Source organism: Streptomyces sp. T39, from assembly GCF_008042045.1.
Classification (GTDB): Bacteria; Actinomycetota; Actinomycetes; order Streptomycetales; family Streptomycetaceae; genus Streptomyces.
The window spans coordinates 1-22,427 of record NZ_RDBP01000025.1; the positions used below are offsets into that span (position 1 = coordinate 1).

A 22,427-nucleotide genomic window follows, 5' to 3' on the forward strand; every position below is an offset into this window, starting at 1 on the left:
CCGGGGGACCGTAGTACGCCCCCGGCCCCCGCCCGGTCACGAAGACGGGCCTCGACGGCCGTCGCCCGCTCGTTCCGCCGGGGTCGGGGTCCCGGTGCCCCACGACGCCAGCACGGCATCGATCGTCGCGGCCACCCGGGAGCGCGCCACGTGCCGGGCCACCCCGTCCATCAGCATCGCGTCGTACGCGGTGTCCCGATGGCGCACGGACGCCCGCACCGCGGCGCTGATTGCCCCTTCGTCCAGCGACCGGCCGGCGGCGGAACGGCCCACCCGCCCGCTGCCGCGTACCGAGGCGTGGGCGGCGATGTCCGCCGCTCGCTCGGCCGGGCAACCGGGAAACAGCCGCCGGATCTCCGCGGCGAGGCAGCCGGTGAACCGCACGTCCGCCGCCGCCCGGCGCTCCGCGTCGCGGGCCCGCCGCCGCGCACGCGCGTCGGCGTCGGCGAGACACGCCGCCTCGGCCGACGCCAGGGCCGCCTCCTCCACCAGCAGCCCCTGGCGTTCCCAGCGGCGCCGGCGGCGATTGCGTCGGACGACGACCGCATGCAGCGAACCGGCCTCGCGGGCCCGCCGGGTGAGCGCGGCATCGCCGCGCGGAAGGAACACCAGATGGCCGAGGTCGGCGCAGTCGAGGCAGACGGGCAGCCCGGCTTCGACCGCGTGCATCGGCAGCGGCCCCCGGCGGCACTCGGCACAGTGCCTGCCCTTCAGCGGCTGGACGACCACCAGGCCCATGCCGGGAAGATACCCATCGTCTGGGCTCGGCTCCCATGACGCTGCGCTGTGCCGTGCTCGACGGCTCCCAGGGCGTCGAGCTCTCCCTCGCGGACCGGTCCCCGCTCGCCCCTCCGTCGACGTCCGCTCGCTGAGCCGTGATCCCGGCACGGAGGACGAGGTGGTGGAGCCGGAACCTCACCGACGAGCGGGCCGCCGCCTGCAGGGCCGTGCGGGGCCGTGCAGGGCCGTGCGGGCCGGGCCCCTCGACGAGCTGCTGGAGGGCGGCGACTTCGTCCGAGGGCATCGCCGCCTGCCTGGCGGGCAGCCCCGTCCGGGTGCTCGTCGCGCCCTTCGGGCCCGATCCCGGCTAGCGGACTCCCGGCGCCGCGGCACCGATGAACTCGGACAGCGTCTCGCGGGCCTGCTCCGAGCGCCGGGAACGGTCCGACTCGTCCGGCGCCTCGTGCATGCAGTTGGTGACCTCGAACGCCTCGGCGGCCAGCGCCAGCGCCTGCGGGTCGTCGCACACCAACTGCACACGGATGAGGGCCTGGTGCGCGCCGGAACGCAGCCGGTACGAGTCGATCCGGGCCGCCTCGGCGACCGCGCTGCCCGGTACCTCCTGCGCACGGTGCCATCGGTCGTTCTGCCCGCGCCGGTAGTCCACGAGCGCGCCCGCGAAGGCGCTGTAGGCGGCGATCCGCTCCTGGCGCAGCTGCTCCTCGCGGGCGAGGGCGGCGGTGCGTTCGGTCGTCCGGTGCTGGAACAGGTGGGTCGCCACCGAACCCAGCAGGGTGCCTGCGACCGCGATGACGGTGGTCCACATGTGCGCGCTCCAGAACGGATAATCGTTCGATCAGGGCCGAGCGGACTTGCTACGTTCCTGTCGTGGCGAAACTCAATCAGATCATCGCAGTGGAGAAGGGCGTCAAGTCCAAAGCACACCAGGACCTGACGGCGGCGCATCACGGCCTCCAGAAGCCCGCGCTGCTCGCCGGTATCTCGCGCACCTACCAGCCCAAGGACGAGGAGGGCGAGCAGCTGCCGCCCGAGTCCACCCGCGTCCAGGTGAAGGCGGAGGACGTGCTGCGCGAGACGGCGAAGACGCTGACCAGGCTCTTCGACGTGACCGCCACCAAGGACTGGGCCAACTGCGCGGCCCGCGCGGACGTGAGCGTGGACGGCCGGGTGCTGGTGTCCGACGTGCCCGTGTCGTATCTGCTCTTCCTGGAGAAGCAGCTCACCGACATCAACACCTTCGTCCGGAAACTGCCGGTGCTCGACGCCTCCGAGTCCTGGACCCAGGACCCTTCCACCGACGCCTGGAAGACGGACGCGGTCCGTACGCTGCGCACCAGGAAGGTGCCCCGCAACCATGTGAAGGCCGAGGCCACCGACAAGCACCCGGCGCAGGTCGAGGTGTACTACGAGGACATCCCGGTCGGCTACTGGACGACGGTGAAGTTCTCCGGCGCGCTGCCGGCCCGGCGGGTCAACGAACTGCTGGAGCGGGTGGAGAAGCTCCAGCAGGCGGTGAAGTTCGCCCGCGAGGAGGCCAACGGCGCCGAGGTCACCGACCAGCGGGTGGGTGACGCCGTGTTCGGCTATCTCTTCGGATAGCCCCATCATCTCCCCGGGCCGCCTGTGTGCGGGCCGGGGTGCGCGAGGAGCGCAAAGCTGAAACTGAAGTTCGTCGTGATCACGCGGTGGTGGTGGAGGTTCGAATCCTCCCCCCGGCACTCGTGCCGGGGTGGCCCAAGTCAGGCAGAGGCAGACCGCGTTCAATCTCAGACTCTTGCTCCAGACTCAGCATTCGCCGCCGATCGCCGGATCGACCGGACTCGGGCTCCGGACGTCGAATTGCCGGTTCAAGTCCGGCCCGCGCAGCTCGATGCGCGGTGGTCCAAAGGCAGGACGCGACGACATCATGCTGACCCGGGTCCTCAAGCGTGCCGGCGTGCCGAACGGGCGGCATCACAGGGCTCGGGGGTCGGCTACGCCCCCGGGCCCGCTCCGTTTCCGTGCTACTGGCGGTAGCCCGCGAGGAACCGGCCGATGCGGCTGATGGCCGCGTCCAGGTCGTCGGCGTACGGCAGGGTGAGGATCCGGAAGTGGTCGGTCCGGGGCCAGTTGAAGCCCGTGCCCTGCACCACCTGGATCTTCTCCCTCAGCAGCAGGTCCAGCACGAACTTCTCGTCGTCGTGGATCGGGTGCACCTTCGGGTCGAGCCGGGGGAAGGCGTACAGGGCTCCCTTCGGCTTGACGCACGAGACGCCGGGGATCTCGTTCAGCTTCTGCCAGGCCCGCTCGCGCTGCTCGTACAGCCTGCCGCCGGGGGCGACCAGTTCCCTGATCGACTGGCGGCCGCCCAGTGCGGCCTGGATGGCGTACTGCGCGGGCGCGTTGGCGCACAGTCGCATGGAGGCCAGCATGGTGAGGCCCTCGAGGTAGTTGCGGGCCTGCCGGCGCGGACCGCTGACGACCAGCCAGCCGGAGCGGAAGCCCGCGACCCGGTAGGTCTTGGACAGCCCGCCGAAGGTCAGGACCACCAGGTCGGGCGCGAGGGCGGCGGCCGGGTGGTGGACCGCGTCGTCGTAGACGATCTGGTCGTAGATCTCGTCCGCGAAGACCATCAGCCCGTGGCGGCGGGCGAGGTCGAGGATGCCCTCGACGACCTCGCGCGGATAGACCGCGCCGGTGGGATTGTTGGGGTTGATGATCACGACGGCCCTGGTCCGGTCGGTGATCTTCGACGCCATGTCGGCCAGATCCGGGTACCAGTCCGACTCCTCGTCGCACAGGTAGTGCACCGCCTTGCCGCCCGCGAGCGTGGTCACCGCCGTCCAGAGGGGGAAGTCGGGCGCGGGGATCAGCACTTCGTCGCCGTCCTCCAGCAGTGCCTGGACGGCCATGGAGACGAGTTCGGAGACGCCGTTGCCCAGAAAGACGTCGTCGACGTCGACGTCGGCGAGGCCGAGCGCCTGGTAGCGCTGGGCCACGGCGCGGCGGGCGGACAGGATGCCGCGCGAGTCCGTGTAGCCGTGCGCCTGGGGCAGCATCCTGATCATGTCCTGGACGATCTCCTCCGGCGCCTCGAAGCCGAAGAGCGCGGGGTTGCCCGTGTTGAGCCGCAGGACGCTGTGACCCGCCTCCTCCAGCGCGTTGGCGTGCTCGATCACCGGGCCGCGGATCTCGTAGCAGACCTCGCTGAGCTTGCTCGACTGCCGGAACTCCATGCCGTGCCCTCCCCAGGACTGAATGTCGTACTTGGTTTTACCAAGTGTGAGCTTGGAAAGTCCAACAACATGTCTAGACTGCGTCGCATGCCACGTGAGACCCGCCGCCGGAGCTACGACCAGTACTGCGCCGCGGCCCGCGCACTCGACGCCGTAGGCGACCGGTGGACGCTGCTCGTCGTCCGGGAGCTGCTGGCCGGTCCCCGCCGCTACACCGACCTGCACGCCGACCTTCCGGGGGTCAGCACCGACGTCCTGGCGTCGCGCCTGAAGGACATGGAACTGGCGGGTCTGGCCGAGCGCCACCGCCTGCCGCCGCCGTCCGCCGCCCACGTCTACGAACTGACCGAGCGGGGGCGCGCCCTGCTGCCGGTCCTCGACGCCCTCGCCGCCTGGGGCGCGCCCSCGCTCGCCGAGCGCCGCGCCACGGACGCCGTACGCGCGCACTGGTTCGCGATCCCGCTGCTGCACGTCCTCGGAACGCCGGCCGCCGGCAGCGGCACCGTCGAGGTCCGCATCGACGAGGGCGTCTTCCATCTGCGCCTGTCCGCGGACGGCCCGCCGTCGTACGGCGACGGTCCCGCCGATGCACCCGCAGCCGTCCTCACCCTCGGCACGGAGACCTGCACCGCGCTGGTCGGCGGGGAGACCACCGTGGGGGAGGCGGTGCGCGCGGGGCGGATCACCGTGGAAGGGGACGCGGCGCTCATCGGCCTGCCCGACGGCGGACCGTGATGACGGCCCGGGCGGGCCTTGGCCTCCTGTCCGGCGGGAAGCCGCATTCCGGGCGGCCGGGTCGGCGATCCCCTCGCGTTCCGGGGTCCGGCCCGCAGGGTCAGGCCGCGCCCGGGTCATGATGGGCGGGTGAGCGTCGAACCGATCACCTGGGAGCTGCTGGCCGGACGGCTCGCCGAGCATGTGCAGACGTCGACGGCCGCCGACGGCGGCCCCTGGCTGCGCGTCGGTGTCGACGGTGCGCCCGCCGCCCGCCCCGGCGAGCTGGCATCGCGCGTCGCCGAGGAGCTGAGGCTGCGCGGACGCGATGTGCTCGTGGTGGGAACGGGCGGCTTCCTGCGGCCGGCCTCGCTGCGGTACGAGTTCGGCCGAGAGGACCCCGACACCTACCTCAGCGGCTGGTTCGACACCGGAGCGCTGTGGCGGGAGGTCCTGGGGCCGCTGGACGCGGGCGGGAGCGGACGGGTGCTGCCCGACCTGTGGGATCCCCGCACCGACCGTGCCACCCGCTCACCGCGCGTCGAACTGCCCCACCACGGTGTGCTGCTGCTGCACGGCCCGTTCCTGCTGGGCCACTGGTTCCCGTTCGACCTGACGGTGCATCTGCGGCTCTCCCCGGGAGCGCTGGAACGCCGGACCGCGGAGGAGAAGCGCTGGACGCTGCCGGCCTTCGCGCGCTACGAGGACGAGGTGGCGCCGGACCGGGCGGCGGACGTCGTCGTCCGCGCCGACGACCCGCGCCACCCGGCCTGGAGCGGCCTGCCCTGACCGCGCCCCCGCCCCCCCCCCCCCCCCCCCCCCCCCCCCCCCCCCCCCCCCCCCCCCCCCCCCCCCCCCCCCCCCCCCCCCCAGGCGGGGGTCAGCGGGAGGGTGTGATCGCCCGCGAGGTCGTACAGCTCCTGGGCGGTGGGACGGTCGGCCGGGTCCTTGGCGAGGCAGCGGGTGACGATCTCGGCCAGACCGGGCACGGCCTCGGCGAGGTCGCCCATGTCGGGCTCCTCGTGCACGATCCGGTAGAGCAGTTCGAGCCCGGAGCCGTCGCCGAACGGCGGGCGTCCGTTCGCCGCGTACAGCAGCAGGCTGCCGAGGGCGAAGACGTCGGCAGCCCCGGTGATCTGCTTGCCGGCGGTGGCCTGTTCGGGCGCCATGTAGGCGGGGGTGCCGATGACCATGCCCGTCTTGGTCAGCCGGCTCTGGTCGGCGGCGCGGGCGACGCCGAAGTCGATGAGGGTGACGCCGGCGGTGGTCAGCATGACGTTGGACGGCTTGAGGTCGCGGTGCACCATCTCCGCCGCGTGCACCGACCGCAGCCCGGCGGAGGCGTCGCGGAGCAGCCGCCACAGGCTCTCGGGCGGGAGCGCGCCCCCGTGCAGGCGCAGCGCCTCGCTCAGGGTGATGCCGGGGATGTACTCGGTGGCGAACCACGGCGGCCGCGCCGTGCGGTCGGACGCGAGCAGCTTGGCGCTGACGCCGCCGGGCAGCCTGGCGAGGTTGTCGAGCTCGTGCCCGAAGTGGCGGAGGAAGTCCTCGTCCTCCGCGAGCGCCGGGAGTACGCGCTTGACCGCGGCGTACCGGCCCTCGGTCGTACCGAGGTAGACCCGGCCCATGCCGCCGGAGCCCAGCACCCCGCGCAGCCGGAACGCGCCGATACGCCGCGGATCACCCGGGGTGAGCGGGGTGGCCCCGCTGCCCTGCAAACCTGAGATGTTGTCCGGCTCCCCCTGCATGGGCGAAGCGTAACCGAGTCGCCGCGCAGGTCGACGGAGCCGCAAAACCGTTGTTGTAGAGGACATGTGACGGTGCGTCGGGTCATGCGGAAGCCGCCCTGGAGCCGCCCTGATTCCGACCGGATCCGGCCCGGGGGCATCTGGCAGATTCAGGGCTGAACGCGGCACATACAGGGCAGAGTGTCCGAGGCCGGAGGAATCGCTGGGGCTGGGGAGTCGGCGTGGGGGAGCAGCGGTATCGGCGGTACGACCTGGACGGACTGGAGCGGGACGTCCGGCGGGCCGTTCGACAGGGCGTGGGCAGCGCGGAGGACCTGGCGCGCATCGCGTCGTTGATCACGGACAGGCTCGGTGCCGGCACGCCGGACGAGGCGTGGACGCGGCTGTGTGCGGACTTCAGGGCGGGCGCCCGAGGGACGCCCCGGTCCGGCATACGTGCCGGACAGATACTGCGGATGATGCCCTACCTGGGGTTCGCGGGCCCGCTGTCCGACGACGAGGCACGTGTCGGCCTGTGCGAGGAGGCCGTCGACCACGGTCCGGACGACCCTGGCTGGAAGTCGGGGGTCGTGCTCCTCTCGGCGTCGCACGGCATGCGCATCGGGACGGCACGCCCGGACGCCCTGGAGAGGGAGCTCGCCACCGTCGAACGGGTGCGCGGAACGGTGCCCGCCGGGACCGACGATCGGTACGGCCTCGATGTGGTGCGGGCGTTCATCCGGTTCCAGCTCGGTGTACTCGGCGGTGAGGACGACATCGACGCCGCGGTGGAGGAGATCGCCGCGCTACGGCAGGCGCCCGTGGCGGACGCCGAGACGGGTCGGATCCTGCGTGGATCCCTCGCGGCGCTCCGGGTGCAGCAGGCGCTGCGAAGGGCGGACGAGAAGGCTCTCGCACAGCAGGTGAGCGAACTGGACGCGGTGCAGGCCACGTTGCCCTTCGGTCATCCGGCCCGGCTCCGGTTCGAGATCGCGCGCGAGATGTCCTGGGAGATCCTTCAGACGCTTCGGGCCGCGCGGGGCGCGGTGCGCCTTCCCGGCGGGGACCGCCCCGTGCACACGGCCGACGCGGTGCGCGCCCAGGCACGGAGCTTCGCCGGACACGTGCGGCTGGCCGTGCTGTGCGAAGCAGGTGTGGCGCGCCTGCACAGCGCGGTGGCGACCGATGATCCGGCCGGTGCGCGGGAAGCCCTCTCCCTGCTCGGCGACGGTCTCGGCCTCCTCGCACGGGACGACCTGCGCTGGGCGTCCTACGCCTACCAGTTCGGGTGGGGCCACTGCTGGATCGCGGAGCGGGACGGCCTCGGCCCCCAGGGCTCGCGGGGGTCCGCCGACCAGGGGATCGACTGGCTCACGCGCGCCGTCGGGGTGGCAGGAGGGCCCGATCATCCGCTGTGGGCCGGTATGTGTTTCACCCTCGCCGAGGCCCTGCACACCCGGGCCGAGGCGTTCCCGCGCGAACCGTCCGCCCCCGGGGATCTCGACGCCGCCCGGCGGACGGGAGCAGCCGCCATGGACGGCGCCTTGTGGAACGTCCTGCTCCAGTCGGGCACGGACCACGCGGCGGAGAGCGCCCGGATGGTCGGTCGGCGGGCCGTCGACATCGCCGGCTGGTGCCTGGCCGCCGGCGCGCACACCGACGCCCTCCGCACACTGGAAGCCGGCCGGGGCCTCACCCTGCACGCCGCGACGGTGGGTGCGTCGGTGCCGGAGATGCTGGACGCGGTCGGCAGGCCGGACCTCGCGGGCGAGTGGCGTACGTCGGGTGCCCTCATGTCCGGATCTGCGTGGAGCGTCGCGCTTCCCCTGGCGGGGACCGGCACGGCAGGACCGTCGAGCCGTCTGCGCAGGCGAGTGCTGGAGGTGCTGGAGAACAGCCCGTACCGCGCGCGGCTGCGGGACGTGCCCTCGCCCGACGGGATGGCCGGTGCGCTGCGGGCCATGGGTCGCACGGCGCTCGTCTACCTCCTGCCGGGAAGCGGCGGGCGCCCCGGGGCCGCACTGGTGATCACGTGCGACGGTGACGTGCGGCCCGTGCCGCTGTCGAACCTGGACCTCGCCGCACCGGAACTCGTCGGCTACGGCGTCACCGGGGATGCGAAGCGGCTCGCCGGAGGGCCGCCCGGGCAGGACGGGGCACCGTCCGGTGATCCCGGGGCGCTCGACCGGCTGAGCGACTGGGCCGGGTGGACGGTCATGGCCCCGCTGCTCGATGCCGTGTCCCGACCCGATGGGCGGACTCCCTCGCTCGTGCTGGTGCCGATGGGCGAGCTGGGGGCCGTGCCGTGGCATGCCGCGCGGCTGCCGTCGGGGCGGTACGCGTGTCAGGAGGCGGAGATCTCGTACATTCCCTCGGCGCGACTGCTGTGCGAGGTGGCCGGGCGGCGGCCGACCGGGGTGCGGCGGGCGGTGGTGGTCGGCGATCCGACCGGGGACCTGGAACACGCGGGCGCTGAGGCGCGGGCGATCCACCGGGCGTTCTACCCGGAGGGCACGTTGCTCGGCACGGCCACGGCGACACCCGCCACCGTGGCGGGGAGGGTCGCGCGGCAGGGCGGAGGGGTGCTGCATCTCGCCTGCCACGGCACGGTGGAGGCAGGGCGCCGGCACAGCTCGTACCTGGAGCTCTCCGGGGGCCGGCTGCCCGCCGAGGAGTTGACGGAGGGGGCGTCGCGGCTGCGGGACCTGGAGCTGGTGGTGCTGGCCGCGTGCCGGACGAACGTCTCGGGGCACGGCTACGACGAGGCGTACAGCCTGTCGACCGCGTTCCTGGTAGCGGGTGCGCGGTCCGTCGTCGGGTCGCTGTGGCCGGTGCCGGACGACGCCACGTCCCGGCTGATGTACATGACGCACCACTATCTGAACCGGGAGGGGCTGTCCCCCGGATCGGCCCTGCGCCGCGCCCAGTTGTGGATGCTGGACCCCGGGCGTCAGGCCCCGCCCGGGATGCCGGCGGAGATGGTGGCCCGGGTGGGGGACATCAAGGCGGACGATCTCGTCGGCTGGGCAGGGTTCACCCACCTCGGGTGGTGAGCGGCACGGGCCCGCCCGACCCGGAATCGACCCGTTCCCGACCCGGTGCGGGCCGGGGCGGCAGCGCGCGGCGCGGATAGCCTGACGGAAGGGCCGGAACGCCTTGTGAGAGCCCCGTCACGCGCACAATCATGGCTTCATGTCACCTCGCGCTGGACAGTTCGACGTCGCGTCGGTCCTCCGGGAGGTGAAAACGGTGCGTTTGGAGGGGCTGGTCCGGATCCGGGACCTCGAACTGCCGCTGCTGCGACGGGCGGCCGTGTCCGTGCCCGGGGCGGTGACGGACGCCTGGCCCGTCGAGGTCGAGAACCTCTTACGCGCGGCCGTCTCCCGGCTCGGCGGGGGTGAACTCCAGGAGGCGGCCGGCCTGACCCTCGGGCTCGCCCACGGCATGCGCGACCGGCCCCCCGCCGACCGGCGCAGACTTGCCGCACAGGTCTACAGCATCAGCGTCGAGCGCTTCCGCAAGAGCCAGGAGGAGATGATCCTCGGGCAGATCGCCGAACAGGTGTGCTGGCTCGCCGGGACCGGGGCACGGGCCACCGCACCGAACGACGTCGGCCTGCTGCCACCCCGGCTCCAGCACCGGACGCTCCACGTCCCGAGACCCGGGCGCCCGCCCGCCGTCCTCACGCTCCACGTCCACCCCGTCGAACTGCTCCGGAACATGGACGTCGTCGTCTCGCCGAGCAACATCCACTTCGGGCTCCCGGAGATGTACAAGTCCTCCGTCGCCGCCTCGCTGCGGCGCGCCGGAGCCATGCGGGACGACGCGGGAGACGTCGTCGCCGACCCCGTGCACGACGAACTCCTCGCCTGGCGCGCCCACCACGGGGTCCTCCACCGGCCCGTGCGGCCGGGCACCGTCGCGCCGACCGGACCCGGCGCGCTCGCCGCCCGCGGCATCCGGCGGCTGCACCACGCGGCCGTCGCCGTCCCGAGACCCGGGACCAACGACTACGACGCCACCCCGCAGGACGTCGCCGCCGCCGCGGCCCGCGTCCTGGTGCTCACCGACCAGGAGAGCGCCGCGTACGACCCGCCGCTGCGTACCGTGTGCTTCCCGCTGCTCGGCTCCGGGCGGGGCGGGCTGCCCGTCGAGAGCAGCGTCAGCGCGCTGTGGTCGGCGCTCGCCCCGGCCGCCGGCCAGGGGCGCGAACTGCACCTGGTGGTGCGCCGTCCGCTGATCGCGGACCTGGTGACCGAGGTGCTCGGGGCGCGCCGGACGGACGACGAGGAGAAAGGACCGGACTGCGGGTGAACCCCCAGGTGAATCCCCAGGTGATGCTGGGCGCCGTCGCGGCCGACTGGCCCCGGCTGTCCCTGCTGCTCGGCCCGGCCGCTCTGGACAGGCTCGGCGCGCGCCTGGAGCGGCTGCGGACGGCTGACGGTACGGGGCCGACGGTCGCCCGCGCCGCCGAGGACGCCGTACGGACCGTGCTCGACGCCCTCCCCGACGACGAGGCGTCCCTGCTGCGGCGCGGCGCGGAGGGCACCGGGCGGTACGCGGAGAGCGGCGCGACGGCGACCGTCTCCGGCTACGGCGTCCAGGACCTGTGCATGCTGGTGCTCGACGGAAACCCCATGGTGGGGCCGGTGCTCGGCCCTGTCCGCGACCGGCTGCTCGCCGAGCCCGCGCTGCCGGTCGAGGGCGCCGCGGACCCGCGTCTCATCGTGCTCACCGGGGTGGACGGGGTGCGCCGGGCCCCGGCGTTCCAGTACGAGGCGGGCAGCATGCCGTGGCCCGTCGTCCTGGACGTCAACGCCCTGATCGGGGCGGACCGGGACCCGTGGGGCGCCGCCGACTGGTGGCTGTCGGCCAACGCCTGGACCGGCACCACGCCCGCCGGTCTGCTCGGGCGGGCCCGCGACCCCGAACTGCTGGGCGCGGCCCGCGCCCTCGGGGAGTGGTGAGCGCCCCCGTGCCCAAGTACCCGCCCCCCGACGCCCTGCCGGGCGAGCCCGCCCGCGCCGTGCTCGCCGCCGGCACGCCGGTCTACCGCGTCCACGGCACCCACCGGGACGCGACCGCCTTCAACACCCGGCAGGCGCACCCCTTCTACTACGGGGGCCGCTTCGACAGCACCGTGTACGAGCCGTACGGATACGCGTACATCGGCCTCAGCGTGGGCGCGGCGGTCTGCGAGGTGCTGCTGAGATCCGTCCCCTTCGAGGGGGACGGCTCGGTGCGGCTGCTGCCGCGGGCTTCCTTCGAGCGCCGCAGCCTGTCCTTCCTGAAGCTCGCCGCCGACACCGAGGTCGTGTCGCTGATGGCGGGGGCGGAGCTGGCCGCCGTGGCCCAGGACTCGTGGCTCGTCCACGCCGAGGGCGCGGACTATCCGCAGACGCGGGACTGGGGCCACTGGATCCGCCGCGGGACCGCGCCGTGGGCCCGGGGCTTCGTCTGGCCCTCGAAGCGCGAGCCCTCGGACCGGGTGGCGGTGCTCTTCGAGGACCGCTGCGGGGGTGCGGTCCTGGAGCCGGCGGGACCGCGTCCCGTGGACTTCGGCACCCCGGACGGGGAGCGATGGCTGAACGGGGTGCTGGCGGCGTACTGGGCGCAGGGGGCGCCGAGGGCGGGGGGAGTGCTGTGAGCGGGGACATCCCGTACGACCTGAACGCTCTGGTGTACGAGATCAAGCAACTCTCTGATGCGGACCAGGGCAGCGCGCAGGGCCTGTCCCGCCTCACCGAACTCGTTCTGGCACGTGTCGGGCGGCCGACGGCGCAGGAGGCGTGGCAGAGGCTGTACGACGACTGGAAGGAGTTGCCGCAGGGCACGGTGCTCTCCGGGATGCGAGCCGGTCAGATCCTTTCCATCCTTCCGATGCTCCGCTTCCAGCAGCGGGTGGACGACGAGGAAAAGGTGGATGAGCTGCGGCGGGAGTCCGCCGCCCATGGTCCGCGCAATGAGCGATGGCAGGCCGCGGTGACGTCCGTGGACGCCACCTCCGGCCTGCAGAGACTCGAATCCGCCGATGACATGGAGCAGGCGCTCGCCCGCCTGGAGGGGGCCCGGGCAGCCTTTCCCGACGGCAGTCCGGAGCGCGACGCGCTGGATGCGAGTCACGCGGGCATTCGAGCTCATCTCGCACAACTGGGAGGTGGCCACGACGATTTCGACTCCGCCGTCGAGGACCTCGAGAAGCTGAGGAACTCCCCGGCGTTCGACGCCGTGACCCGCCTCGGCATGGACGCCCAGCTGGGCGTGTTCCACGCGCACCAAGCCGTGCGTCGTGAGGACGAGACGGGGCTCGCCCGCCACATCCGTGAGCTGGAGGACGTCCTGGAGCGGATGCCCCACGACGCGATGGACCGGGCCGGGTTGGAGGCGAATATCGAGGTCGCACGGGGCAATCTGGGGATCCTGCAGGCACGGCGGGCGGGGTCGGACGGCTTCGACCGCACGGCTCTGGACACTTTCACCGACCTCCAGGAGACCCGCCGGCAGATCGCCATGCTTCCAGGAGAAGGGCAGATCGACCGGCTCGGAGAGGTCGGCACGGCTCGTTTGGGAAGGGCGCTCACGGCGGCCAACCCACAGGCGGCCAGGGAGGCGCTCGAACTGCTCCTGGACACCTTTGACCTGCTCGAACCCGACGACGAGCGATGGGTGCGAAACGCCCATGTCGTCGGGTCCGGTTACGTGGCGTTGGCCGAACTGCCCGGCGTGGGGATCGACCCCGGCCACTGTCGCGATCAGGGCATCGCATGGCTCGGTCACAGCATCCGCCTTGCCAAGGGTCCCGAGCATCCTCTCTGGGGTGCCATGAACATGTCGCTGGCCCGCGGCTATCGGCGTCGCGGTGACACCCTGCCGCTCCTCGACCCCTCGCGCCGTCTCAATCACGCCGCGGCGCGTCGTTCCGGCCTCGTCGCGACCCAGGCGGCGGCGTGGACCGTGCTTCTTCAATCCGGTACCGCTCACGGAGCCGAGTCAGGCAGGCTGGCAGGAGAAGAAGCGCGTGAGGTGGCCCGCTGGTGCATTGCGGACGGAATGCACGACGAGGCGGTTCGAGCTCTCGACACCGGGCGGGGACTCGTGCTGCACGCCGCGACAGTCGGGGCCACGGTGCCCGAGTTGCTCAGCGGTCTGGGGCAGACGGAACTCGTCGACGAGTGGCGGAAGCCCGCTGGCGGGGGTGACGCCGGCCCGTCGAGCAGGCTTCGCCGACGGGTGCTCGGCGCGCTCGGTGCTTCCCCGCACCGGCGGCGCCTGCTCGACGCCCCGACCCCGGAGAGGATCGGCACCGCCCTGCGAGCCATGGGACGGCGCGCCTTGGTGTATCTCGTGCCGCGAGGAGAGGGGGTCCACGGCGCCGCCCTCCTCGTCACCCCCGACGGCTCCGTGCGTGCCGTGCGGCTGCCCGGGCTGGACCCGGCCGCCACCGAGCTCGCCGACTACCGGGCGACCGGGGCTCCCGGGCGGGACGCCGGGGGGCCGCCCACGGCGGGGGCGGCCGTCCCGCGGGACGGCGCCTCGGCGCTGGCGCGGCTGTGCGACTGGGCCGGGCGGGTCGTGATGGAGCCGCTGCTYAAGGAACTGCCGCGCGGGTGGGGGCGGGCGGCCTCCGTCGTGCTGGTGCCGATGGGGGAGCTGGGGGTCGTGCCGTGGCACGCCGCCCGGCTGCCCTCGGGACGGTACGCGTGTCAGGAGGCGGAGATCTCGTACATCCCCTCCGCCCGGCTGCTGTGCGAGGTCGCCGAGCGCCCGGCGGCGGGAGCCCGGCAGGCGCTCGTCGTCGGCGATCCGACGCGGGACCTGCGGCACGCGGGCGAAGAGGCGGACGCCGTCCGCCGGGTGTTCTACCCGGGCGGAGAACTGCTCGGCCCCGGGGCCGCCACCCCGGCGGCCGTCAAGGAGTGGCTCGGGCGGCAGCGGGGAGGCGTGCTGCACCTCGCCTGCCATGGCGTGGTCGAGCAGGGCGGCCGGCACAGCTCGTATCTGCGGCTGGCCGGCGGACAGCTGCCCGCCGAGGAGCTGACGGAAGGATCGGACCGGTACCGGGAGCTGGAGCTGGTGGTGCTGGCCGCGTGCCGGACGAATGTCTCCGGGCACGGTTACGACGAGGCGTACAGCCTGGCGACCGCGTTCCTGGTGGCGGGCGCCCGGTCGGTGGTCGGTTCGATGTGGCCGGTGCCCGACGAGGCCACGTCACTGCTGATGTACATGGTCCACCACTTCACGGCCCGGGAGGGGATGCCGCCCGGACAGGCTCTGCGCGGAGCGCAGTTGTGGATGCTGGACCCCGCCCGCACGGCGCCGCCCGGGATGCCGGCGGACATGGTGGCCCGGGTGCGCAGGATCGACGCGGGGGATCTCGTCGGATGGGCCGGGTTCACCCACCTCGGGTGGTGAGCTCGGGGGTCACGGCACCTCGGTGCGGATCACCACCGAGGCCGTGCCCCAGCGGGCGGACCCGCGGGCGGGACCGCCCATGTCCCGGAGGCCGGTGCCGTTCAGGCGCACCAGGCGGCCTTCCCGGAGGGCCGAGGCGCCACGGGCCCCCGTGCCGGGGGACCAGGCGGGCAGCCGGAACGGCTCGGTGTTCAGCTCGTTCTCGGCCGCGATCACCTTGAGCACGTCACGGGTGGACGCGCCGCGCACCACCGTGCGTCCTGGGGGAAGGCGCAGCCAGACCGGTTCGCCGTGCCGGGCGGTGCCCGCGCGGCCGGGACCGACGAAGTCGCCCTCGTAGAGGTGCGGGGAGGCGGCATAGGTGTCCGTGAGATTCAGCAGCACGCACCACAGCTCGTCCACCCACAGGTTGCGGATCCGCACCCGGACCTGTGGCTCGCGGCCGTCGGGCGTGTACGAGCAGACGATCTCGTCCTCGGCGGTGTACCGCAGGTCGCCGACGAGGGGTTCGACGGTGATGCGGACCAGGGAGGACAGCGAGGTGTCCGGATTGGTGATGTCGCGCAGCTGGTGCCAGCGGGCGATGTGCGCGCAGCAGTCGGCGACGCGTGCGGCATCGGCGGGGGACCGCAGCGGGAGCGGGTCGACGGGGTGACCGGCGCCCCCGGTCACCCGGGCCCACCCGCCGCCCGTCTCCACCGACAGGGGAAGCCCCGGCCCGCCCGTGGCCAGCAGAGGTGAGACGGCGACGGCGTCCTCGACGAGACGGACGCCGCCCGCCTGCCCGGTCACCGTCACCGCGGCGGGCGGGAAGGCGAGGGCCGACGGGGTGACCGGATGCACGGTCCCGACGTCCTCGGCGACCGGCTGCCAGCCCAGGGGCTCGGCCAGGGAGGTCTCCGGCCGCACCTCGCGCACGGAGATCACCCGTCGCTCCCGTGCCCCCGGATCGAGGAGGGTGAACTCGGCGCCCGGCGCGCGCAGTCCGTGCGCGGCGCCGCAGTTCACCTCCCAGCCCTCGATCGTGTGCCGGAGCAGGAAGGGCGAGTCGCCGGTCTCCTCGCCGTGCAGGAAGCGCTGGGTGGACGGCCCCCGCAGTTCGGGCCGCTGGGGGTGGGTGGTGACACGGACACGTTCCTCGGCGAGCGCATGGGCCCTGCCGTATGTCGCGGTGGGGCCGAGGTGGTCGAGGGCGTGGAGCAAGGAGTGGGAGTACCAGCCGCGGCTCTCGCCGCCGATGACTTCCTCGTACGCCCGCTCGTGCGGGCGGCAGGCGGCGAGCAGGACATGCTCGGAGGCCGTCTCCGGTGCGGTGCCCCGGAGACTTCGCGCGCCGGCGGTGCGCCACCACGGACGCCAGTCGACTCCGCGGGCCGTCGGGCCGCGCGTCGCCCCTCCCGAGTGGCAGCAGTCCAGCACCGCGACGACATGCGCCCCCCGCCGCGCGATCTCGTCCAGCACGGCGCCGAGTTCGGTGTCCTGGAGCAGCGGTTGCCCGCCCTCGGAGAGACTGTCGTGGCACACCAGGGCCTGTGCATGGCCGGTGGACGCGAGTGGGTCGTCGGTGCGGCGTTCGCTGCCGTGGCCGCTGTACCAGAGCAGGGCGGTGTCACCGGGGCCGGCGCTGCCGAGGTGGGTCCCGATGCCCTGGACCATCGCGGATCTGGTGGCCCGCGCGTTGTGCAGGCGCCGGACGTCCGCCCGCACCCCCGGCTGCCGCAGCAGCCAGTCCTCGGCCGCCTCCGCGTCGTTCACACACCCCCTCAGAGGGGACTCCGGATAGGTGTCGATGCCCACGAAAAGCGCGTACACGGTCCGCATGCCGAAATTTTGCCACCGCGTGAAAGTGCCGTCCGGGCGGATTCCGGTTGTTTGCCGGGCAGATCGTGGGAGCACCGTGTGCGGATCCGTGCGCGGAGCGTCGGTGTCCTGGAATGATCGGTCGCTGTGCCGCGACGGTCCCGTGCGGACCGGCGCCGTACGACAGCGAGTTGCGTGAGAAGGGAATCGGCGTGACGTTCGGGGGACACAATCCGTATGGGCCGCAGCCCGGTAATCCGTACGGCGGCGGGCCGCCGCCGGGTGGCAATCCGTACGGGCCGCAGCCCGGTAATCCGTACGGCGGGGGGCCGCCGCCGGGCAGCCCGTACGTGCCGCCGCAGCCCGTGCCGCCGTACATCCCGCCCCACGTCCCTCCCCGGCCGCCGTCCCTGTGGCAGCAGTTCCGGTACGACGAGTGGCCGACGCTGCGGGAGCTGACGGTCCGTCTGCGGGGCAACGGCGCGGGGCTCGTTCCGCTGCTCTTCTGCTGTCTGCCCGGCTGGCTGTTCCTGCTGGCCTACCCGCTCGCGCGGTCGGCGCGGAAGCAGGCGCGCATCAAGTTCCCGCACGACCTGCACCGGCGGATCCACGATCCCCAGGTGTGGCGCGCCCAGAAGACGCGGGCCTACCTGGCGCTGGGCGCCTCCCTGCTGATCCTCGTCGCCTACGGCACGGGAGAGGACTGGGAGGAGATCCAGGACCAGTACATGATGCGTCTGGCGATCACGCCGTGGCTGCTGCTGCTGACGGCGCCGCTGGTGATCACCCTGCTGTTCAGGATGGCGCCGCCGGCCGCCCGGCCGGACATGCGGGCGCGGCTGCGGCCCTCGGTGCGGATGGTGCTCTGGTACTTCGGCGCGTTCACCTCGGTGCCGCTGCTGTTCGCGGGGGTGATGCTGCTCGGCGAGCAGTTCCAGGGGTACGCCTGGTCCCCGTTCCTGTCGCTGGCCCTGCTGGGGCCCGTGGTGTGGGTCCTCTTCTTCGTGGGCTTCGGCTCGTCGACGATGGTGCGCACGGCCTTCGGCACGTCCGAGGTGCACGCGGCGCTCCCGGCGCTGCTGACGGGCGTGCTCGTGTGGGAGCTGGCGGCGATCAACCTGGTGACGGTGGGGATGCCGCCCGGTCCGCCGCTGGTGCAGATCCTCGCGGTGATCTGCGGGCCGCTCTCCGTCTCGGCGATCGCGTGGTGGGAGATCGAGCGGCTGCGGACCCGGCACGGGGTGCGGCTGCGCGCCTGAACGCAGGGAGTCGACACGGCAGTCCGGACGCGCCGGCCCTTCGGGGCCGGCGCGTCCGTGTGTCGAGGCCGTGCCGACGGCCGGCGGGTCGGGTTGTCGCTCTGCGCCGACGGGACCACGCGCCCGGTCGGCCGGTGCTGCACGGGCGGGCCCGGGCGCGTCCGTTCCTGACCGGATCCGATCGTTCTCGACCCGCATACCGCACGCCGGGGCGGACGGCGACCCCCGAGACGCGGCAGGTCCCGGGGGGTCGGGGGAGAGGGTCCGGCAAGGGTTCTCCCTGTTTCCCCTCATGTCGCCGGATGGCTACGTTCCTCCAAGTGACATGTTCCGGCCATCCTTTGGCCGGGTCATGGACCCCCCACCAGTACGGCTGCTCCCTTGCGAAGAGGTGTGCGCACCCCTTCGCAAGGGAGTGCCGACGCCCGAGAGGGAACCACCACGTGAACAAGCCGACCCGAAGAGCCCTGTCCGCCGTCGCCGCCACGGCGACGCTGCTGGGTCTCGCGGCGACCTCCTCGACCGCGGTCGCCGCCACCCCGGCGACCTCCGGCACCGCATCCCCGTCACCCGCGGTGGCCGCAGAACGGCTGATCGTCGGTTACAAGTCCGGCGTCCAGGAGGCCCGTTCCAACGGCGTCGCCGCAGCGGACGCCCAGGACAAGGCCGCCGACGCCGGTCAGAAGCTCAGGTTCGAGCGCCGCACCGGCACCGGTGCCGCGGTCTTCGACCTGGGCGAGAAGAAGTCCAGGGCCGAGGTCGCCGACCTGATGGCCGAGTTCCGCGCCGACCCGGACGTCGCGTTCGTCGAGCCGGAACTCATCGCCCAGCCCCTGGCCGCCGCGGCCGACCCCGACGACACCGACTACGCCAAGCAGTGGGACCTCACCGAGGCCACCGGCGGCATGAACGTCCCCGGCGCCTGGCCCACCACCACGGGCTCCGGCGTGACCGTCGCCGTCATCGACACCGGCTACGTCGCGCACTCGGACCTCGCCGGCAACATATCCGGCGGCTACGACTTCATATCCGACGCCGCCCGCGCCCGGGACAACAACGGCCGCGACGCCAACCCCGCCGACGAGGGCGACTGGTACGCCGTGGGCGAGTGCGGCACCAACACCACGCCGTCCGACTCCTCCTGGCACGGCACCCACGTCGGCGGCACCATCGGCGCGGTCACCGGCAACGGCAAGGGCATCGCCGGCATCGCGTACGGCGCGAAGGTCCAGCCCGTGCGCGTGCTCGGCAAGTGCGGCGGCTCCAGCGTCGACATCGCCGACGCCATCACCTGGGCCTCGGGCGGCACCGTCCCCGGCGTGCCGGCCAACGCCAACCCGGCCAAGGTCCTCAACCTGAGCCTCGGCGGCGCCTCCTCGACCTGCCCCAGCACCTACCAGAACGCGATCGACGGCGCCGTCTCCCGCGGCACCACGGTCGTCGTGGCGGCGGGCAACAGCAACCAGGACATCTCCGGCTTCACCCCGGCCAACTGCAACAACATCATCTCCGTCGCCTCCACCAACCGTGAGGGCGGACGGGCCTTCTACTCCAACTTCGGCACCAAGGTCGACATCTCGGCCCCCGGCGGCGAGACCCGCCGCGCCACCGACACCCCCGGCACCATCACCACGCCGGAGAACGGCATCCTCTCCACGGTCAACGCGAGCAAGACCTCGCCGACCACCGAGACGTACAAGCCCGCCATGGGTACCAGCATGGCCGCCCCGCACATCGCCGGTCTCGCCGCGCTGATGAAGGCCGCCAAGCCGAGCCTGACCCCGGCCCAGATCGAGACCGCCATGAAGGCGAGCGCCCGCGCTCTGCCCGGTACCTGCACCGGCGGCTGCGGCGCCGGCATCGCCGACGCGGCGAAGACGATCGCGGCTCTCGGCACCACCACCCCGACCGATCCGAAGACCTTCACCAACGCCACCGATGTCGCCATCCCCGACAACGGCGCCGCGGTGACCTCCTCGATCGCCGTCACCGGTGTCACGGGCAACGCCCCGGCCACGCTGAAGGTCGCCGTCGACATCCGGCACACCTACCGGGGCGACCTGGTGGTCGACCTCGTCGCCCCCGACGGCACGGTGCGCAACCTGAAGGCGTACTCCGGCAGCGACAGCGCGGACAACGTCACCACCACCTACACCGTCGACGCCTCGTCCGAGGTCGCGAACGGCACCTGGAAGCTCCGCGTCCAGGACCGCGCCGCCCAGGACACCGGCTACGTCAACTCCTGGGGCCTGACCTTCTGACCGCCCCGGCAGACCCCCGCGGCGGTCACGCGTGAACCGCCGACCGCGGCGGAACCCGGCTGCCGCCGGGCCGGCGGAGCCCCACAGGGCCCCACCCGCCGGTCCGGTGGCGTCGACTCACCCGCGCGGCGGGCCCGGAGCCTCTGCTCCGGGCCCGCCGCGCGGTGCTGTGCGCGTGTGCGCGTGTGCGCAGGCCCGTGGGTCCGTGGGTCCGTGGGTCCGTGGGTTCGGGGGAGACCGGCCGGTTACGGGCGGGCGGTCACACCGGGTCGGGTACGGTCTCGGCGCCGGTCCGGGCCGGGGCGGGCGTGCCGCGCGTCCAGAGCAGCGCGCCCGCGAGCAGGATCGCGCCGCCCAGCAGCCAGGGCAGCGGACCGATCGGCAGGACGCCGGCGCCCAGACCCGCGAGGGCGCCGACCAGTTGGAGCGCGAGGGACTGCACGGACAGCGCCGTGGCGCGGACGGAACCGGTGACGCGGCGGTGGAGCAGGTCGTTCTCGTTGGGGCCCGCCGCGCCGAAGCCCACGTACACGAGGCCGTAGCCGACGGCGGCCCCTCCCAGCGCGAACGGGCCGGTGGACGCGGCCGTGGCGCCGAGGAGCAGCAGGCCGAAGGCGCTCACCGCGAGGGTGGCGAGCACGGCCCGTTCCCCGCTGCCCGTCAGCCGGGCCGCCCAGGGCGCGAGATGGCTGCCGAGCGCCGTGCCGGCGAAGCCCGCGCACGCCAGCACCGCGAAGAGCACCGCTCCCGACTCGGCCGCGCCGGTGAGCCGCGCGGCGCGTCCGGGGGTGAGGAGTTCGATGGAGGCGAGGGCCGCGCCGGCGGCGCCCGCCGTGAGCAGCAGCCTGCGCACCACGGCATCCCCCGCGCCGCGCCGCAGACCGCCCAGCACGGTGGCCGGGACGCCGCGCAGTACCGAGCCGAGGGAGGCGGGCGGCCGGGGCGGCTCCGGGAGGGCGGTGAGCACGTACGCGACGTAACCGGCGCACACCAGGGCGCCGATGAGCGCGGGGACCGACAGCGGCAGGACTGTGCCGACCGCCCCCATCCCGAGCGCGGAGAGGCCGAGCGGCAGGGAGCCGCCGAGCAGGGTGCCGACGGCCAGGGCGGCGGCGGAGGCGGTGCCGCCGCGGGCGAGACCCGTGCGCAGCTCCGCGCCGGGCCCCTGGGTCGCCTGGACCATGTCGACGTACCAGGCTTCGGCCGGGCCGCTGGACAGGGCGCGGCCCGACCCCAGCAGCAGCATGGCGCAGACCAGCATCCACACGCTGTCGCCGACCGCGGCGAGCAGCAGCGCGCCGACGTTCAGCACGCCCGCCGCGGCGAGCACGGGCCGCCGTCCGAGGACGTCCGACAGCCCGCCGGTGGGCAGTTCGAGCGCGGAGACGGTGAACGAGTGCACGGCGAAGAGCGCCGCGACGGTGGCCAGGGTCATGCCGCGCTCGGTGAACAGCAGGACCTGCGCAGGGATGTACAGGCCGACGGGGAGCCAGAAGAGGAAGGTCACGGCGGTGAAGCGGCGGCGGGCGACCGCCGGGTCGAGGACGCTCATGCCTGCTCCTCCCCGCTGACGGGGAGACCGGCGGCGAACAGCACGACCTGGGCGCCGCGTTCGTCGCCCTCGTCCCGTGCGGCCAGTTCGAGCGCCGTGCGGTGGAAGGTGTCCCACAACTCGCCCAGGGACTCGGGCGTCAGCCGCAGCACCAGGTCCGTGAAGCCGGACGGCTCCGTCCACTCGGGGCCGAGACGGCCCGCCGCGGTGTCCGCGAGGTGGGCGGCGAGCGACCGCTCCAGGTGCTCCAGCTGGGCGCGCCGGGCCGCGTCCACGAAGGCCCTGGTCTCCGGGGAGTCCGTCATCGCGGCGTTGGACCAGCTCGTGACGTCGTGCACCGAGCGCCAGCGGCGCTCGCGCCCGTCGCGGTGCTCCGCCTCGCCGATGAAGGCGTACTTGGCGAGGACGCGCAGGTGGTAGCTGGTGGACGCGGACGACTCGCCCGTGCGCTCCGCCAGTTCGCTGGCGGTCGCCGGGCCGTGCTGCCGCAGCAGCCCGAGCAGCCGGATCCGCAGCGGATGCGTGAGCGCCTTCAGCGCGGCCGCGTCCTGGCGGGGGTCGAGGACGCGACGGGTCAGGGGAGTGGGCATGGGGGGAGCGTAGAGCGGGAGGACGGTTCTGCAAAAGAGTTTTTGCAAAATTTGTTTGGCAAAAACGGCGGGGGTGTGGGCGGCGCAGCTCGCGCCTGAGGTAGGTGAAGAACATGGCGCGAACGTAGGGGCGCGGTGTGATGGCGGGTTAAGGCC

General features: G+C 73.5%; 16 protein-coding genes, 1 tRNA gene and 1 pseudogene. 11 read left to right on the top strand and 7 right to left on the bottom strand.

Annotated features, from left to right (window positions below):
• Nucleotides 1–36: 36 nt before the first annotated feature.
• The gene (locus EAO77_RS20240) at nt 37–738 is read right to left on the bottom strand and encodes a DUF2293 domain-containing protein (protein WP_147989706.1); all 702 of its coding nucleotides are present in this window, start codon (nt 736–738) and stop codon (nt 37–39) included.
• A 349-nt stretch (nt 739–1,087) separates the two neighbouring features.
• Nucleotides 1,088–1,546 (bottom strand): hypothetical protein, encoded by a 459-nt coding sequence (locus EAO77_RS20245; protein ID WP_147989707.1) that lies wholly within the window; start codon nt 1,544–1,546, stop codon nt 1,088–1,090.
• A gap of 62 nt (nt 1,547–1,608) precedes the next feature.
• Between EAO77_RS20245 and EAO77_RS20250 the strand changes: the two genes are divergently transcribed.
• Together EAO77_RS20250 and EAO77_RS20255 are read left to right on the top strand one after the other, a co-directional pair.
• Nucleotides 1,609–2,340, top strand: a complete 732-nt coding sequence (locus EAO77_RS20250) for a hypothetical protein (protein ID WP_147989708.1) — start codon at nt 1,609–1,611, stop codon at nt 2,338–2,340.
• Between the two features lie 32 nt (nt 2,341–2,372).
• A tRNA-Phe gene (locus tag EAO77_RS20255) sits at nt 2,373–2,459 on the top strand.
• Nucleotides 2,460–2,744: 285 nt separating this feature from the next.
• On the opposite strand, the gene EAO77_RS20265 is transcribed toward EAO77_RS20255, so the two are convergent.
• The gene (locus EAO77_RS20265) at nt 2,745–3,956 is read right to left on the bottom strand and encodes a pyridoxal phosphate-dependent aminotransferase (RefSeq protein ID WP_147989709.1); all 1,212 of its coding nucleotides are present in this window, start codon (nt 3,954–3,956) and stop codon (nt 2,745–2,747) included.
• A gap of 69 nt (nt 3,957–4,025) precedes the next feature.
• Here EAO77_RS20265 and EAO77_RS20270 point away from each other — a divergent pair, with 69 nt between their 5' ends.
• Both EAO77_RS20270 and EAO77_RS20275 read left to right on the top strand, forming a co-directional pair.
• Nucleotides 4,026–4,691 carry a winged helix-turn-helix transcriptional regulator gene (locus tag EAO77_RS20270; RefSeq protein ID WP_147989710.1) on the top strand — a complete coding sequence of 222 codons (666 nt, stop codon included), beginning with the start codon at nt 4,026–4,028 and terminating at the stop codon, nt 4,689–4,691.
• 129 nt (nt 4,692–4,820) lie between these two features.
• Nucleotides 4,821–5,459 carry a uridine kinase gene (locus EAO77_RS20275; protein ID WP_147989711.1) on the top strand — a complete coding sequence of 213 codons (639 nt, stop codon included), beginning with the start codon at nt 4,821–4,823 and terminating at the stop codon, nt 5,457–5,459.
• A gap of 80 nt (nt 5,460–5,539) precedes the next feature.
• Here the strand turns inward: EAO77_RS20275 and EAO77_RS20280 are convergent.
• Nucleotides 5,540–6,397, bottom strand: a pseudogene (locus EAO77_RS20280) (serine/threonine-protein kinase); the annotation flags it as partial.
• A gap of 242 nt (nt 6,398–6,639) precedes the next feature.
• On the opposite strand from EAO77_RS20280, the gene EAO77_RS20285 reads away from it, so the two are divergent.
• The 5 genes from EAO77_RS20285 (at nt 6,640) to EAO77_RS20305 (ending at nt 14,809) form a co-directional block, all read left to right on the top strand.
• The gene (locus EAO77_RS20285; RefSeq protein WP_147989713.1) at nt 6,640–9,450 is read left to right on the top strand and encodes a CHAT domain-containing protein; all 2,811 of its coding nucleotides are present in this window, start codon (nt 6,640–6,642) and stop codon (nt 9,448–9,450) included.
• A 139-nt stretch (nt 9,451–9,589) separates the two neighbouring features.
• Entirely contained in the window at nt 9,590–10,711 is a 1,122-nt protein-coding gene (locus tag EAO77_RS20290; protein WP_147989714.1) for a hypothetical protein, read from the top strand.
• Nucleotides 10,708–11,364 carry a hypothetical protein gene (locus EAO77_RS20295; RefSeq protein ID WP_261994047.1) on the top strand — a complete coding sequence of 219 codons (657 nt, stop codon included), beginning with the start codon at nt 10,708–10,710 and terminating at the stop codon, nt 11,362–11,364. The genes EAO77_RS20290 and EAO77_RS20295 overlap by 4 nt, the downstream gene beginning before the upstream one ends.
• Nucleotides 11,361–12,044 carry an RES family NAD+ phosphorylase gene (locus EAO77_RS20300; protein WP_261994048.1) on the top strand — a complete coding sequence of 228 codons (684 nt, stop codon included), beginning with the start codon at nt 11,361–11,363 and terminating at the stop codon, nt 12,042–12,044. Before EAO77_RS20295 ends, EAO77_RS20300 begins: the two co-directional genes overlap by 4 nt.
• Entirely contained in the window at nt 12,041–14,809 is a 2,769-nt protein-coding gene (locus EAO77_RS20305; protein ID WP_261994049.1) for a CHAT domain-containing protein, read from the top strand. Before EAO77_RS20300 ends, EAO77_RS20305 begins: the two co-directional genes overlap by 4 nt.
• Before the next feature lie 9 nt (nt 14,810–14,818).
• On the opposite strand, the gene EAO77_RS20310 is transcribed toward EAO77_RS20305, so the two are convergent.
• Nucleotides 14,819–16,630 (bottom strand): caspase domain-containing protein, encoded by a 1,812-nt coding sequence (locus EAO77_RS20310; RefSeq protein ID WP_147989716.1) that lies wholly within the window; start codon nt 16,628–16,630, stop codon nt 14,819–14,821.
• Nucleotides 16,631–16,959: 329 nt separating this feature from the next.
• On the opposite strand from EAO77_RS20310, the gene EAO77_RS20315 reads away from it, so the two are divergent.
• Together EAO77_RS20315 and EAO77_RS20320 are read left to right on the top strand one after the other, a co-directional pair.
• Nucleotides 16,960–17,868 (top strand): hypothetical protein, encoded by a 909-nt coding sequence (locus EAO77_RS20315; protein WP_261994050.1) that lies wholly within the window; start codon nt 16,960–16,962, stop codon nt 17,866–17,868.
• A gap of 443 nt (nt 17,869–18,311) precedes the next feature.
• Nucleotides 18,312–20,129, top strand: coding sequence for a S8 family peptidase (locus tag EAO77_RS20320; protein ID WP_261994051.1), 1,818 nt, complete (start codon nt 18,312–18,314; stop codon nt 20,127–20,129).
• A 259-nt stretch (nt 20,130–20,388) separates the two neighbouring features.
• On the opposite strand, the gene EAO77_RS20325 is transcribed toward EAO77_RS20320, so the two are convergent.
• Nucleotides 20,389–21,681: an MFS transporter gene (locus EAO77_RS20325; RefSeq protein ID WP_147989718.1), complete on the bottom strand. Its 1,293-nt coding sequence runs from the start codon at nt 21,679–21,681 to the stop codon at nt 20,389–20,391.
• Nucleotides 21,678–22,271 carry an ArsR/SmtB family transcription factor gene (locus EAO77_RS20330; protein WP_147989719.1) on the bottom strand — a complete coding sequence of 198 codons (594 nt, stop codon included), beginning with the start codon at nt 22,269–22,271 and terminating at the stop codon, nt 21,678–21,680. The genes EAO77_RS20325 and EAO77_RS20330 overlap by 4 nt, the downstream gene beginning before the upstream one ends.
• Between the last annotated feature and the right edge of the window lie 156 nt (nt 22,272–22,427).